Annotated in this window: 13 protein-coding genes; 2 read left to right on the top strand and 11 right to left on the bottom strand. The window is 41.0% G+C overall.

The features are described 5' to 3' along the window. Positions 1–170 precede the first annotated feature (170 nt). Complete coding sequence (locus BVG16_RS30645) at positions 171–803, bottom strand: ArsR/SmtB family transcription factor (protein WP_078503039.1); 633 nt, start codon at positions 801–803, stop codon at positions 171–173. A gap of 506 nt (positions 804–1,309) precedes the next feature. Between BVG16_RS30645 and BVG16_RS30635 the strand changes: the two genes are divergently transcribed. Beyond that, positions 1,310–3,250: an N-acetylmuramoyl-L-alanine amidase gene (locus BVG16_RS30635; RefSeq protein ID WP_233147213.1), complete on the top strand. Its 1,941-nt coding sequence runs from the start codon at positions 1,310–1,312 to the stop codon at positions 3,248–3,250. A 450-nt stretch (positions 3,251–3,700) separates the two neighbouring features. Here BVG16_RS30635 and BVG16_RS30630 read toward each other — a convergent pair whose 3' ends face one another. From BVG16_RS30630 to BVG16_RS30580, 10 genes are all read right to left on the bottom strand, one after another. After that, the gene (locus BVG16_RS30630; RefSeq protein ID WP_078503037.1) at positions 3,701–5,089 is read right to left on the bottom strand and encodes an FAD-binding oxidoreductase; all 1,389 of its coding nucleotides are present in this window, start codon (positions 5,087–5,089) and stop codon (positions 3,701–3,703) included. A 643-nt stretch (positions 5,090–5,732) separates the two neighbouring features. Next, positions 5,733–6,086 (bottom strand): acylphosphatase, encoded by a 354-nt coding sequence (locus tag BVG16_RS30625; protein WP_078502995.1) that lies wholly within the window; start codon positions 6,084–6,086, stop codon positions 5,733–5,735. A gap of 362 nt (positions 6,087–6,448) precedes the next feature. Further along, positions 6,449–7,732 carry a DUF4179 domain-containing protein gene (locus BVG16_RS30620; RefSeq protein ID WP_078502994.1) on the bottom strand — a complete coding sequence of 428 codons (1,284 nt, stop codon included), beginning with the start codon at positions 7,730–7,732 and terminating at the stop codon, positions 6,449–6,451. Continuing rightward, positions 7,698–8,261, bottom strand: coding sequence for a sigma-70 family RNA polymerase sigma factor (locus BVG16_RS30615; RefSeq protein ID WP_078502993.1), 564 nt, complete (start codon positions 8,259–8,261; stop codon positions 7,698–7,700). The genes BVG16_RS30620 and BVG16_RS30615 overlap by 35 nt, the downstream gene beginning before the upstream one ends. A 343-nt stretch (positions 8,262–8,604) precedes the next feature. Continuing rightward, positions 8,605–9,543 carry a GNAT family N-acetyltransferase gene (locus BVG16_RS30605; protein WP_078502991.1) on the bottom strand — a complete coding sequence of 313 codons (939 nt, stop codon included), beginning with the start codon at positions 9,541–9,543 and terminating at the stop codon, positions 8,605–8,607. A gap of 283 nt (positions 9,544–9,826) precedes the next feature. After that, complete coding sequence (locus tag BVG16_RS30600) at positions 9,827–10,288, bottom strand: GNAT family N-acetyltransferase (RefSeq protein ID WP_078502990.1); 462 nt, start codon at positions 10,286–10,288, stop codon at positions 9,827–9,829. Between the two features lie 597 nt (positions 10,289–10,885). Next, entirely contained in the window at positions 10,886–11,494 is a 609-nt protein-coding gene (locus BVG16_RS30595) for a hypothetical protein (RefSeq protein WP_078502989.1), read from the bottom strand. A gap of 175 nt (positions 11,495–11,669) precedes the next feature. After that, positions 11,670–12,284 (bottom strand): CPBP family intramembrane glutamic endopeptidase, encoded by a 615-nt coding sequence (locus BVG16_RS30590; RefSeq protein ID WP_078502988.1) that lies wholly within the window; start codon positions 12,282–12,284, stop codon positions 11,670–11,672. A 348-nt stretch (positions 12,285–12,632) separates the two neighbouring features. Continuing rightward, on the bottom strand, positions 12,633–13,106 hold the full coding sequence (locus BVG16_RS30585; protein WP_144027545.1) for a hypothetical protein: 474 nt from the start codon (positions 13,104–13,106) through the stop codon (positions 12,633–12,635). A 265-nt stretch (positions 13,107–13,371) separates the two neighbouring features. Next, positions 13,372–13,578 (bottom strand): hypothetical protein, encoded by a 207-nt coding sequence (locus BVG16_RS30580; RefSeq protein ID WP_078502986.1) that lies wholly within the window; start codon positions 13,576–13,578, stop codon positions 13,372–13,374. Positions 13,579–13,817: 239 nt separating this feature from the next. On the opposite strand from BVG16_RS30580, the gene BVG16_RS30575 reads away from it, so the two are divergent. Then, positions 13,818–15,026, top strand: a complete 1,209-nt coding sequence (locus tag BVG16_RS30575; RefSeq protein ID WP_078501439.1) for an IS110 family RNA-guided transposase — start codon at positions 13,818–13,820, stop codon at positions 15,024–15,026. Positions 15,027–15,174: the final 148 nt, after the last annotated feature.

The raw sequence follows: 15,174 nt of genomic DNA, 5'->3' as shown, positions 1-15,174 counted from the left end.
ATTTTTAGATGTGACCATCTTGTCCGCCCACTCTACTAAATCAACACAATCCTTCATACTTCATGCTGTCTTGATAAAGCTGTATTAGCTATACGAAATGCATTCCATGCTTTTTCTGGATCTTTTGTTTCTAAATTCATTCCTTAATTTCATACGATCTCCTCCATGAATCAATCTTCTTGATTAATAAATTCCTTCCAATCCTGCACGCTTTTCTCTAATCTAAAAGCATTAATTCCTCTAGTCTTCAATAGTTCAACAGCTTCTACAGACATTAAACAATAAGGACCTCTACAATAAGCAACTACATCACAATTTGATGGTAATGAGGCTAATTTTTCTTCTAATTCTTCAATTGGAATGGAGATAGCACCAGGGATATGAGCCTTTTCAAATTCATCTTTAGGTCTTACGTCCAAGAGTAACACTTCTCCATTTTCCATTCGTTTTTTAAGATCTTGTAATGACACTCCTTCTATCTCAAAATGATTATTTAAAAATTCCTTTTTAATGTGTTGAACTTGAACCAATTGTTTCTCAGATAGACTGCGAAGACTACTCATAAAATTTGAAACAGCAGAATCAGCTAGTTCATAATTAACAAAATTACCTTGTTTCTTACAATTGACTAATCTTGCATTGTAGAGTGTTTGCAAATGTTGTGACACATTAGCAACAGACATCCCTGTAACTTTAGCTAATTTTTCAACTGATTTTGGACTTTGCGATAATAGGTCAAGTATTTCCAATCGTTTAGGACTTGAAATACTTTTACCAATGCGAGCAAATTCGTTATACAACATATCCTTTAAAGCTCTTTCGTCAACCAATGCATCCACCTCAACTATTCAATTGTTTACTTGAATAGTTGAGGTGGATGTGTTTATTGTTACAACGTCAACGATTTATTTCGGTATCTATTAATGCCCTTACCATTGGCGACTAGTATTCGACTTGCCGGGGCTTGTACCACTCGATCTCACACGGTAGGTATGGCTCCGGGCTTAGGCGTTCAATCTGCTTTCGGGATGCGGACCCGGGCCGAAAAGTTTTGCTTTTCAACGCCTGCTGGAGTACTTCTAGATGGCCATCCCGCTCCGATTCAAATGCCTTAATAATCATCCGATCGTTCCCTGCCTCCCCTCATATCGTCTATCTTCCTATGAAATAATATTTCGATTTTTAAATTTTGTTCATGTTTTAATTTCATAAAAATATATTAGAGATGGAGTTTCATTTTATGGAAAGTGTGGTGAGTGAGGGGTTTTTTATTAATCGGAGTCATTATCATAATTATTCGGGAGGGAAAATGTTGAAACTACTTCGAACAATCCAATGGCAAAAGCTATCGCTTGCTCTTGCAGTCGCCTCACTGATGGCTGCTGGATTCGCACCTGGAGCTCCTGTTCCTTTCAAGTCCTTGCCTTCTGTCTATGCGGAGCAAGACCAATCGAATTCGTTGCAGGAAGCCTTCGAATCCGCGGCTAAGGAGTTTGGCGTGCCTGTGAGCATTTTGATGTCCGTTTCCTACAACTATTCCCTGTGGGAGCATCATCAGGGTGAACCTAGTACGTCAGGGGGATACGGCGTTATGCATCTGACCGACTATACGAGTCAGAATAATGAAGAAGATCAGGCAGCCGACGGTGGAAACCCCACATCAGCTTTGATAGACGATCCTAGCCATCACACCCTAACAGAGGCGGCACACCTATTGAACGTCGATCCCGAGTTGTTGAAGCGGGACTCTACGAGCAACATTCGGGGTGGTGCCGCATTATTGGCAAAGTACGCACAGGAAACACTTGGTAAACTTCCGGCATCGGAATCCGATTGGTATGGTGTTGTTGCCAAATACAGTGGTTCTCCACAGTCAGGGATCGCATTGGCGTTCGCCGATGATGTATTTGATACGATCCAGCAAGGAGTGTCGCGACAGACGTCGGAAGGACAGCAGCTCATCCTGCCCCAAAAAGAAGTGCAGCCTAACATCGATACCATTAAAAATATGCAGCTGCGCCCAACGAAGCCTGATACCGCAGAATGCCCTCGCACGCTCAACTGCAGATATATTCCTGCAGCCTATGAGCAGCACGGGGATGACCCGTCGGACTATTCAAATTATGATCTTGCCGACCGTCCTAAATTCGGTCCGGATATCCGTTATATCGTCATTCATGATACCGAAGAAACCTATCAGGATACGATTAATATTTTTACAGATCCAGATTCATATGTCAGCGCTCACTATGTTATCCGTTCTTACGACGGACAAATTGTGCAAATGGTCAAGAACAAGAATCTAGCATGGCATGCAGGTAACTGGTACTTCAATATGCATTCCATTGGGATAGAACATGAAGGCTTTGCAATGGAAGGCGCAACCTGGTTCTCAGAGAGGCTCTACCGTTCTTCTGCTGCATTGGTTCGTTATCTCGCAGACAAATACGATATTCCACTCGATCGGGCTCATATTATTGGCCATAATGAAGTACCGGGTCTAACTCCTGCACGTCAAAGTGTTATGCATCAGGATCCCGGTCCTTTCTGGGATTGGGAGCACTACATGGAGTTGGTTGGAGCACCGATCAGCTCTAAGCATAACATTAAGGACATTGTGACAATCAAGCCTGACTTTAAGACCAACCAGCCATATATCAAGGATGCGCCTGCTCAGCCATCTAACTTCGTTTATTTATATAAAGAGCCTAACTTTAACGCCGATCTAATTGATGATCCCGCCCTTGTCAATCAAGACAAGCAAGACGGGTTCAGCATAGGCGCCAAGGCTTCCGTAGGGCAGACCTTCTCACTTGCCGACAAGCAGGGCGATTGGACCGCAATTTGGTTCGGAGGACAGAAAGCTTGGTTCTATAACCCGCAAGGAAAGAATGCGGTTTCAGGTAAGGGTATGCTAGTCACTCCGAAAGCTGGCGCAGTCTCCATTTCGGTCTATGGTGCTGCATATCCGGAAGAAACTGCATATCCGTCAGATATCACGCCTAATGTGTTGATCCCGCTTCAGTACACCATTTCACAGGGACAGTCTTATATTGCCGTGGAAAAAGACAAAAGCGATTATTACGATGCTCCGGTATTCACGAATGACCCGTATGTTACCAATAAACTGGTCAAGGGCAAAGAAGAGTTCTACCGAATATTCTTCAACCACCGCTTCGCCTTTGTGAAAGCCTCTGATGTCGAGAAGGTACGTAAGCATTCGGTGAACGAAGAAGAGAATGAGGATTGAGCTAGCTATGCTTCAGGATTTCCTATAACGTAATGGGTCGTAAGGGAGTAAATTGATTAAATACAAGAGGCTGTCCCTTTGATTTAAGGCTTAAGATAAAAGGATAAACGACCAGCGTAAACTTGAAAGCCAACTCAATGAATGAGATGGAATCGCATAAGCCAATCCCGACCAGAGAAGCGTCAAGGACATTGAATTGTTCTTTGACGCTTCCATTAACAACAACTTTGTGCTTACTTATGATACGATTCACCACACTATCTGTAACGGCAAGTTTTATTTGAAGATGTCGAGAAAGTAACGTCCTAGACTGCCACAGTTTTTTGAACGGATAACAGAAAAAATGCAGTCCTCGGATAATCCTCGAAGACTGCATTTTTTCTATTCTAAATTAGCATGTCTACCAAACATCGAAGAAGAACTTATCCCCTTCTAATGTATCGCCTAATCTTATCGGCGAGCTGGCGGGATGCTCTGTGGAAAATGGAAGATATTCTTCGGATCGTATTGTGCTTTAACTCGTGTCAGCCTTTCAAAATTACCACCGAAGTAGGCCTGTTGCCAGTTTTTAATTTTAAGATCGGGTGTATTGACGTAAACACCCTTGGTAAAAGGGAGCATCTCCCTGCGGAAGTTCTCAACCCAACGAATCCCACGATTCGCCTCCTCTTGTGTGTTCCAAGTGGCCGAGGGAGTCATATTATACAAAGCCCGGCGATAGTAGTAAGCTGTAGCCCGATTTGGCACCTTTGCCACCGCACCACCTAGACCATGTAAAAAGACGGAAACTCCGGAGGTAGGTGGTGATTCAATGAAACGCCGAATTGTGGAAATGCCAGACTTAGGCAACCGATGAAAAACGTAGGGTCCAACGCTCTTAAAAGGATAAGGTTTTGTTGGCGTAGTCTTCGCAACCAGTCTAACAGACTCAATCCAAGGGATCCTCTCAATAACTACTTTCCTTGGCGATCCAGCTCGAAGTATAGGTTGCAGTACTTGACGGAGCTCTTTAACCGATCCGAGGAAGACACCTTGCATCAGAATTGGAAAACCTACTTGCGACTGCTGTTTTGCAGATTTTGACTGCGTGGATTGACGCCCGTTAGTTATCCCAAGGGTAACGGTGAGTCGCTCGTTAGCCCCCGGAACCGTATAGTCCTGCCAAGTTCGAAGTACTGCCTCCAGGTCATTTAGATCCCAACCGATTTCGACAAAACCGACGGTTTCAATAGGATGGGTACGAAAGCGAAAATTCGTACATACTCCGAAATTGCCCCCTCCCCCTCCACGTAATGCCCAGAACAGATCTTTGTTCTGGGTAGCATTGGCGTGAATGATGCGTCCGTCAGCGTTAACCATCTCGATATCGACCAAATGATCGAGTGTGAGACCATAGGGACGAGATAGAATACTGTGCCCGCCTCCAAGCGTAACTCCGGCAATACCTGTGGTTGGGCAGAGCCCCACTGGAACGACCAGCCCCTCCTCCCAAAGAGCCGAATTCAAGGCACCGCCCCTAATGCCGGCCTGTACCGTCGCTGTACCACGCTTTCGGTTCACATCCACCTGTTGCATGTCGCTCACGTCAATTACAATTCCTCCGTTAACGACTGACAATCCCTCATAACTGTGGCGTCCTGAGCGCATGCGGATGGGTACTTTATTATAGCGAGCCCAACGTATAGCATTGACTACATCCTGATTCTTCTGGGCAAATACGACCACTCGCGGGAATTTATTAAAGTAGGTGTTGAACTCTCGTCTAGCTGAGTTGTATTGTGAATTCCCTGATTCAACGATACGTCCAGTTAGTTCAGGTTCCTTGCCAAGTCTTAATATTCGAGGTGCGTATTGTTTGTCGATCAGTAATCCTGGTATTTTATTTTTGAACCTTTTATCTTTGAACCTTTTATTTTTCACCTTTCGCAACGTGTTCTTACTTACTTTCACTTTTCGAACGAGCTTTTTTACGATCAACCTTCTCCCATCCCTTATCGCATTTTTTCTTCTTACCGTACCAAGACAACCGATGTAGGAAATGCTCTCGAATACATAGGATGTTAGCCTGTAAAAATTTGCTTGGATGAATGTGGAGAATGATGCAAAAAAATTATTGAACTAAACAACAGTAAAAAAAGCACAAATGAAAATCTCAGCAAAAAGAACCCTGCACACACTAAAGCATTATGCAAATCCAATTCGGGCTTTTGCCCTGATACGGGATTTTGCATTCCTTTTCGAGGGAAATGTGGAGCAAGAGTAAAAAAAACGAAGTCGTCATGCACAGGAGGTTGCGGGTACAAAGCCCGCTAAACGAAATGAACACATGAACTTGCCCGTAGCATTCGGTCCACCGCGCTGTCTGTAACGGCAAGTTTAAAAGCCATCCTTTTGGGATAGCCTCTTTTTTGCTGATTGAAGCGTATGAATACGCACGAATTATGCACTTTACCAAGCAACTGCGAGCGGTATTATATGTACTTTATTTCACTATTGTAAAGCTTTCTTCAGCCTCTCTAATAGGTAGATCAATTATTGTCATATTCTTTACTGACGCACGTTTCAATGACCGCATACAATTGACCAGAAAATCAATTTTCACCTCTTCCCCTTGTAATTCTGCCTCCACACTTCCATCTTTTAAATTTTTCACCCATCCAGTTAATTTCATTCTTTGAGCAATACTATATATTTCCAAGCGGAATCCTACCTTTTGCACCTTACCAGAAAAAACTACTTTTTTTCTGACTATAATGCTTGGTCTAAAATTTGGGAATTTAACACGATTTGCATGCCAAATTACATAATCATTTCTTAATTTCTTAAAAACATTCATTCTTCCGTAGACTCCTTTTTATTACTGTTTTTATTTTTCGGATTGTTGAAACATACCACCTTCAATTAACGACCTGTAAAGTATTCGCGAAATTATTAAGCTATCCTGCCTGGTTACATGAATGGAGTCCCTCCACTCAACCATCAAAGCTGATTAGGTAATTATCTAATCTTCGTCCAGTAAATAAGTTCTTGTCATGAAGTTAGGAGAAGACTTATTTACTTAAAACAAAAACCCGGAGAATAGCCACTCTTTTTCAGAAGTGTCTATCTTCCGGGTTACAGTTCATCCTAAAGCTAAGAACTCCTCTGTTGTGTTGTATGACATAAGGTGATGAGCTGCTGTTATTACAAGAGCATGATTTATCTTTTGTTATCTACAGGAATAGAAATTTTCTTATTGTAGGTTTTAATATACTGGTATCCGTCCACCAGCAGGAATTCCGGCTTGTCCGTGGTGTTAAAAGAATACGTCTGTTCCCACATAATGTTGCCATTCTTCAAATCCCAAGGACGTTCTTCGGAGATTGAAGATACCGGAACGACGTTACCACCAGCTTGGATGGATAAATTGTCCCTTTCCAAGAACGTAAACTGTTTTCTGGCAATGACGATATCATAGCCTGTATCGGTTTTCGTAACACTTCGAATCCATAACTTTTCATCACCGACTTTAATGGATCGATCAGAAGGTGACGATAGCGAGATGGGTTCATTGATTTTGTGATACCCTTCGAAATTTTCGAGGACAAGCTCAATGGAATGAATATTATCCGTAGGGAATGCGGCGAATTGAAGTTGAAAATCAGGATTACGTCCCCCTGCTCGACTCCTGCCCACTTCTGTTCCATTCACATACAGCTTGGTTTCACCTGAAAATCTCGGATACTCTTCTAATTTATAGTGTCCCTTCACGATGGTTGACGTTGGGGAAGCCGTAATATGGTCATAATGAATTGTCCCTTTATCGACTGCGATGGATGCGGATAGATCCTCTTTAATGATACTCTTCATCGCCTTATTCGCTTCAAAGTTGAAGGTCATCGGATAAGATAGCTTCTGCCCATTATCCAACCACTCCGTAAATGTAACCGTTAAGGATCGAGCGAATGGACTAACAGGCTTGAAATCATGATCTCCGACGAACTGGCTCTTGTTCTTGCCAGGCCCGCCGCCGCCTCTTAGCGAATCTGAATTGGTCAAGAACCCTCGCAAGTTCTCAAATCCGTATCGACGAAAATCATCGTCCGTAAACGCAATGCCTGCAGGTCGATCAATGGTGTAATACATTCGAAATACATTATCGTCAGCGATGACACCTTGTATTGTAACGACAGTACCGTCCTGAAGCGTTGTGCTTTTGTTAACAGGTTGACCGTATCCCTGCTCCACCACTTCAGCAAAACTAAGTGCGTTCAAGTTGATGTTAAAGAAATAAGCTAAGGCAGGATACTCGTAAACGCCAACCATGAGAATAATCGCTGCAGCTGCTGATGATATCCAAGCCGCCACTTTCGTCTTGCTTCTCCTTTTCTTGGGAACACGATGCAGCGCATTCCGTAGTTTCTCCTCAAGTTCTGACGGCGCATGCATCTGATTCACCGTCTGCTGCTTATACTCCTGTAATTTCTCCTCGATCGTCTCCATAACGATCACCTCCGATCATGGCTTTCAATTTAAGTATGCCTTGTGAGATTCTTGATTTGATGGTTCCGAGCGGCGCGCCGGTCATGTCCGCAATCGTCTGATACGGAAGATCATGAACATATCGAAGTTCGATCGCTTCCCGCTGCTGTGCATTCAGATGGGATAGCAGCACCTGCATATCCAACTCAGACTCTATATGGCGATACGGATTATCGTCAGTGAATGCAGCGATGGTTTGTTCTTGCTCGTCTTCCAAAGGGAGCAATCGCCCTTTTTTGAGGAGTAATGTTCTGCAACGATTGACGAGAATGGTTTTGCTCCAGCTGTAGAATGCTTCGCCTTTTTGCAATTGATCGATCTTTTCATACAGCGTGACAATCATGTCTTCCATGGCATCCATCGCATCATGCTCGTTCCCCATGTAGGTATACGCAAGTCGATAATAAGCGTCCTGATCGGCCATGATGAGTTGTAATAAAGCTTCTTTGTTGCCTTTTTGGGCTTGTTTGACAAGATGGCTTACTTTCATGTTCTCTCCCCTTTTCATAGATAAGAGACCCCAGAGGTATAAAAAGTTCATTTTATACAAAAAACTTTTTACCCAAGTCACAGGGAAGATAATACATCCCCTAGGAGGTTGTTCATTATTTGTTAATCGGTACTGTGCTCATCTTCTTGTCAAAAACGGCAATGTCCCCAAGTTCTTGTCAAATAAAAATGACAGAAACTTGGGGACATAACAAAAATAAATCTCATTTTATGCGGCGTGTAATGTCTCTATGCTGTGTGCCTTTAAGAGCGAATCCAGTAACACAAATGGATATTCTACCGTAATGATCCCCGCGCAAACTTAGGCAATTTTCCCTTCGGAGTCATTCATATGGGATAATAAACATATTTTGTATCTCCTGTACTCCTGGAACAAACCCGAGATTAAGATAGACTGACTCTGCATCATTACCTTCCATGACATACAATCTTAGTACTGGATACTTATCTTTAAGGCCCGTCAGGGCTCTTTGTAACATTCGTGTAGCAATCCCTCTTCCTCTGTAAGCGGGGATGACACCTATACTGTATACTGCTGCTTGATTGTCTTGTAAACAAAGGCGACAATTTGCAATAAGCTGACCCGTATCCTGATCATAAACAAGTGTAGACGCTTGAGTTAGTATCTCATTTGTTAAATTGGGATCTTCGTTAGGTATAAAATCTTCAAGAGAGGACTTTTTTCTCCTTACTGCTTCAAAACCTCCTGCAAAGCTATTAAAGTCACAATGAGCAATTTCGTCTTCATTAGTGAATCGCTTAGCACCCATCCCATTTTCTATGATTTGGGGACTCTTAATCATAAGATTACTATCCCAAATAACGTTGAAATGATCCGTGGGGCGCTGCATCCAACGACATCTGAACTCATCTGGCCAAAATCCAGCCCTCGCAAATAAATTAACTTGGTCTGGAAGAACCTCAAAGGTCTTTATATGTTTCGTTCTATCAGACCATTTTATTAATATATTTTTAAGAAGCTTCAGTACCTCAAATGAATCTTTGAATGGGGGAATATAGAATAAATGATATATAATATTTGGCTCCATCCTTACTCCACCTATTTTTGATTCTCCTTTATAGATCCAAAAAGCGTTTCTTCGCGGAGCATTGAAGCCTTCTTCCCTAAAAAAACCATTATAACGCATATTATAATAAACGGAACAATAGACTCCCCATTCTTCAGGGTCGGCCTTTCGAATAGAATATTCACTTGATAAATCATAATCATTCATATCATCAGACCAATCAGCTAATTTCACACGCCATTCCTCCTCATTAAAACGAAATAATTGATTGCTTTTAGAATGAATAGTAAACGGTTTTACCTTGAATAAAATCCTTACACAAAGTATCGCAGAGGTTAGCTGCTTCGGCTTTAATCCATCCATTGTTAAACTAATTCTGGAATATATGAATGAAATTATAGCAATGAAAACATAATGAAAATATATAATAATCAATTAGAAATGATATATTACACAAATGGCCACATCAGAAAATTATCCAATGTGGCTGTATCTTTATCGAAGCGAGCTAATGGACTTATTTTAACTTTAGCTTATATATAATCTCACCATATTGATTCTCTTTATCTTGATTAATAAATCCGAAGTTCTCGTAAAGCTTTCTGGCATGATTATTACTTTTTTCGATTGTTAGAGATATTACTTCACATTGTCGGTGCGTTTCTTGAATGAATTCTAATATTCTTCTAAGAGATTGTGTTCCTAATCCCATCGTTTGATAATCCTTGTCTATTTGAAAACCACCGATCCAGTAATTATTCGTACTATTAGGTGTATAGGAAAGAAAGAAATATCCGAATGTTATATCATCCCTGCACAAAATATATGGATCAAAAGCCTCATCCCACGGTTTTATATAAGCCCATGCTAAAGATTCGATAATAGGAGACACAAACTTCTCTTGTGATTTATGTAAAGATATTGAAAGAGCTTCTTCCCAATTATGTTTATCAATTGGTTCTATACGGATTAGATTCATTTTATATATTCCTTTCGTGTTCCATCATTATTTCTTTAATTTCGGCTAACGTTGTTGTGTTCCTGAACCTAAGAGGCTTAAAGGAGCGTATGCGACTGGGTGGCTTCGCCACTTAGTTTCGCAGGGTTTGTCTGCTCCCCTGAAAAGCCTCAAGCAGACCAGGGAGCGGACGTGACGTAGCAGGAATACAGTGTTATATGTTGGAGATGACTTCTTCGAGCTTACATAAACAAAACACTTTAATAATATTTTACTTTTTTCAATTTCTGTTTTGATACATGTTTTCAAGTGTGATATTATTTATTTAATAAAGACCAAGTGCGTCGAACACTTGGTCAGTACAATTGGCTTGGATGGTATATTCCCTTCTTAGTCATTCAGGAACAAAAACCCACCTTTGGCTTCTAATCTTTGGGTGGGTTTTTACTTTTTCTTGTTGAACCCATGCCCACCCAAGATTCAATTGTTATCTATATTTCACCTATTCCCCCACCTACGCACAAATGTTCTCATATATTTATATTTTCTGATGCGTGAATATAATGTTATATGATGTCAGTGACTTCTTCGAATTCACTCCAAAATTGCTCTTTGTCTTTAGTTAAAATCAATTTGTTTATCCAAGACTATTTCTTGAATTTTTCTCTCCAAAAAATTTGCACTTGGAACTAATGAAAATTCTAGATTATCAAGGGTTTCTGGTATTGGTGGAGAAATAATGAATTGCATCTCTGTTTGTGCCCCTCCCCCATGACTCCCGTATCTCCGAACTAAAAATTGTTGGTCACTAATGATCTCAAGTAATAGATTAGGTTTAAGATGAACTTCACGTTGTTCAGCATTTTGAAGCCTAATATCTACAAAGACAATACTCACATTCTTATATTGCATAGAATGAGTTAATGTATATTCGCAAGACTCTACAATCGACTTTTTCATAATTGATAAAACGTTTTGAAGTTCACCTATCTCATCCGGAATAATTGGTCTAACTTGATCTTGCAAATTATGAATTATAAACCTAATTTGAGATTCATCCATTTGAAATCTTAATGACCATTGTGTTATTTGCTCACTTGATGGAAAAAATCTTCTGCCTTCGGTTATAGATCGACGAGTATAGATTAAGTCGATAATTCTTTCATCGATTTCTTTAATTGTTTCATTATATTCATTTGGAATTCTTCTCAATTCACTCCACCCCATGTATTCGCACTCCTTTAGATTGACTTTCAATTGCTTAGTAGCATTACGCTGATTTCACATAACGTTCTTGTATCTACGAACCCTCACTACCTTAAAGGAGCGTAGCGGTTGGCCGCGATGCGGTTAGGTAGTGCAGGGTTGTCTGCTGGTTACGCTTCCTCGATCAAACCACAAACTATATCTTTATTATTCTCTTTGAAAAGAGAATTGAAAATGAATTGAATACGATATGTAATATAAGTGAAAACAAAATTGATTGAGTCATCTCTGTCATAGCTCCCATCAGTATTCCACCTAAAAATGCAAAAATCATAAATCGAAAACTTTCGACTGATAATTTGTAGTATTGCAAATGACAGATTGCGAACAGACATGCAGTAATGATTACTGGAATTGTTACTGGCATATATAAAACATCCATATATATTGTTGGGACAATAAAAGGTTTAATGTTTGGTAATATCAATCCCCTAAAGATAATCTCTTCTACAACCGGAAATGTTATCACAAAATTAATGATGTTGTACTTCCCAATTGGATTATAGCCTGAGAAGCGTGCTGCGATCACAGTAAAAATAATAAGTAGAAGAAACATTGGTAATGCATTATCATATTCAACTGGCAACTTAAAAATATAATTTCTATTAAATAGGGGAATGAGAGCTGCTATCACAGTTGCCCAGCATAATACAGTATATTTACCACCACTTCTGTATGGAGTACTTTTAATAGCTACTTCTACTAGCTTGTACGAAAAGGTTAAGAGTAGCGATAAGCAAAGATATATCATTAATCACTCTCCAAATGATTCTTATATTATCTTTCAGGAATTTCACCTAACGTTGTTGTATCTACGAACCCGAGAGGCTTAAGGGAGCGCACGCGACCGGGTCCGACGGACTTAGCCTCGCAGGGTTGTCTGCCTGAGTCATCTTCCCCCGAAAAACCTCGGGCAGACCAAGGAGCGTTAGCGACGATGCGTAGATACGAAGTTATCTGCTGTTTGTGTCATCTTCGATCTTCTATAGCTATTTTCAATTACCTTGTTTTATTAATTCCATACTTTTTCTTATTTCCTTTTGTTTTCCTATCTGCTCTCTCCCAAAATTCATCTAAAATAGCCGTTCGCTAAGAGTGGTTACAGCATGTCCACAATTACTTTCGTGTGCGGTAGATAATTCACAGTAATTGTTAGATCCTCAAAAGCATCAAGCGGTACTAGAGAAGAATAGAATTCTCCATCAATATAAGCATAGTATGGGTAACCCCATGACTTACCTTTCATCTCAACAGTGGCACTGTTAGTTAAATGACCTGTCACCTCGGCATAGTTACCTGTAATCACAGCAGGTAGGTCTAACCAAGTCGGAACTGCAATATAGAAACAGAAGGTAGGTATGCCAATAAATAAAACTAACATGAAAACATAAGATAATCCAATCCCGAAAATATGTTTCACTTTGCCGAAAAACGTCCGCCTAACCTTTTTGATTCTCTTTTTTCGTGGATTTATTTTTCGAGTTTTCCAAGTTTCCCATACAATTTTGTAGAGGAAAATCCAGAACATAAAACTTCCGAGTAAGGTGAATAACAATAAACTTAGCCAGTACACGACCACTTAATTTCCAACCCTTCTAAGGTTAAGCTTAACCACCAGTAGCCACTTTATGGTCTGACTAGTGTTGCTCATTTCTGAAATATCTACCCTTTACTATAATGTAATTTATCTTTTCCACTATATGATATACTTCTTTTATTGCCAACACATACTGGCGATGCTTGTTTATTCTCTTTAGCAAATTCTTGCACTGGATTATCGTCTCACTTTTGGTTCTTACGATTAGCTTAAAACACACGGCATGTTCAATTATTATTTTTTATTTTGGCACTACACGAACTGCAGATAACGTTAATGTGTTTACGACACCCCATCGACTTAAGGCGACGAAGTCGCCGGGCGCGATGCGCTTAATCGGTGCGGATGTGTCTGGCTGATTCCGCGTCCCTGCAGCTGTCAAATACTTCTCCGAACCTACATCTAACTCCTGCCGGACCGAGGGGCGAATGCCCCGAAGCGTGAACATGGTGTTGGTATATTAAGCTCATCCCAGTTCATCGGGGATGAGCTTTTCTTTTATACTTAAAAGATTAGCACTGGGTTAAGAACGAATGTGGTGTTGGGACTTAGATCTCGTCACATAAAGTGTTTCAGCCCTAGCAATGTTCATACCCCGATTTAGCTGGTTGGGCCTAGAGCCCGTATCACCGTGCCAACCTGTGGAGAGCATTTGTTTTGGGTCCTAGTGTCATCCAAGGAGGTCATATGAATCAACCTGTTTTAAGTATCGATATTGCGAAGGGGAAGAGCGTTGCCGCTGCCTTCACTTCCTATGGCGTACAAGTGAAAAAGCCCTTCTCTTTCTCCCATTCACCTGATCATGTTTCGTCATTGCTTTCAGTTCTTGTTCAGCTTGAAGAATCTACAACGCTGCGACCAACTGTCGTTATGGAGGCGACTGGTAATTATTCGAAGCCTATTGCTTCTTTCTTTTTCTCGCACGGGTATCCCGTTTTCTTGTTAAACCCCTTAACGACTCATGAGCTCAAAAAGCGCTCTACTCGTAAGGTAAAGACCGATCCTATTGATGCAATTCGAATTGCTAATGCATTCTATTTAGGGGAAGGTACGCCAATCATGCCAATGGATGAAAAGGTCACTGAACTACGGTTTCTCTGTCGCCAACATGCCCAATGGAAAGCTCTTCTTGGTGAAGTTCAGCTGCAATTCCGTTCCATTCTGGATTTGGCTTTTCCGGGCTATGACAAGGCTTTTCAGAACATTTTCAACCCTTCATCCATTCAGCTTCTCACTAAATTCCCTTCCCCCTCAGCTTTACTGACTGCGGACAAAGAGGACGTATTAACCATTCTTATGCTGAATCGAAGAGGTCGTACTTGGAATGAAGATAAATACGCGCAGCTTCTGGGAATTGCGCGGAGTAGCCTTCCTGATCCGTGTGGATCTCAGGCGCATATATTTGCAATGCAGAATTTCATAGGGTTATTCAAGGCTTACCAAGAAGGAATTACAGCACTCGAAAAACAAATGGAATCCTTAGTTCAAGAATCTTCTGCCTACCACCTACTACGATCGATCCCTGGGGTGGGGCCGATTACTGCGGCAATGATTCACGCTGAAATTGGGGACATAAAAAGGTTCCCTTCCGTGAAACAGTTGACCGCTTTTGCAGGGCTGGATTCATCTGTTTACGAGTCAGGAACCTTTAAAGCAAACCAGAATCGTATCTCAAAACGGGGCTCTGCATATCTCCGTACAGCGCTCTACCAAGCAACAGTTGGGGGTATCTCAAAGCAAATCCACGGCCCTCGAAATCCGATTCTATGGCAATATTACCAGCAAAAACGACTTGAAGGCAAACCTGCCAAAGTTGCCATTGTGGCGACTTCAAACAAGCTTTTGCGCATGATTTACGGAATTTTGAGTAACGACGCGCCCTTTCAGAGCAAATAACGGATATTAATAGTTATATTTTACCATTAACTCGCTTCTTGCAGTAGGCTTATTTGAGTCTGCATTCTTTGGAGTTCTGAAATCTTAAATCTGTTGAATCTTGACTTTGATTAGCTGGTTTAHGCTNDGRYANAGTATHNATSSGYAS

Origin of the sequence: Paenibacillus selenitireducens, from assembly GCF_002021565.1 — a bacterium.
Classification (GTDB): Bacteria; Bacillota; Bacilli; order Paenibacillales; family Paenibacillaceae; genus Paenibacillus_K; species Paenibacillus_K selenitireducens.
Note: the sequence above shows the minus strand (reverse complement) of the source record. Positions and strands in the feature narration are given on the sequence as shown.

Bases quoted from the DNA above. Each gene is read 5' to 3' on its own strand.
- BVG16_RS30645 (WP_078503039.1), bottom strand. From the start codon at position 803: ATGTTGTATAACGAATTTGCTCGCATTGGTAAAAGTATTTCAAGTCCT.
- BVG16_RS30635 (WP_233147213.1), top strand. From the start codon at position 1,310: ATGTTGAAACTACTTCGAACAATCCAATGGCAAAAGCTATCGCTTGCT.
- BVG16_RS30625 (WP_078502995.1), bottom strand. From the start codon at position 6,086: ATGAATGTTTTTAAGAAATTAAGAAATGATTATGTAATTTGGCATGCA.
- BVG16_RS30620 (WP_078502994.1), bottom strand. From the start codon at position 7,732: ATGGAGACGATCGAGGAGAAATTACAGGAGTATAAGCAGCAGACGGTG.
- BVG16_RS30615 (WP_078502993.1), bottom strand. From the start codon at position 8,261: ATGAAAGTAAGCCATCTTGTCAAACAAGCCCAAAAAGGCAACAAAGAA.
- BVG16_RS30600 (WP_078502990.1), bottom strand. From the start codon at position 10,288: ATGAATCTAATCCGTATAGAACCAATTGATAAACATAATTGGGAAGAA.
- BVG16_RS30595 (WP_078502989.1), bottom strand. From the start codon at position 11,494: ATGGGGTGGAGTGAATTGAGAAGAATTCCAAATGAATATAATGAAACA.
- BVG16_RS30590 (WP_078502988.1), bottom strand. From the start codon at position 12,284: ATGATATATCTTTGCTTATCGCTACTCTTAACCTTTTCGTACAAGCTA.
- BVG16_RS30580 (WP_078502986.1), bottom strand. From the start codon at position 13,578: ATGTTCACGCTTCGGGGCATTCGCCCCTCGGTCCGGCAGGAGTTAGAT.
- BVG16_RS30575 (WP_078501439.1), top strand. From the start codon at position 13,818: ATGAATCAACCTGTTTTAAGTATCGATATTGCGAAGGGGAAGAGCGTT.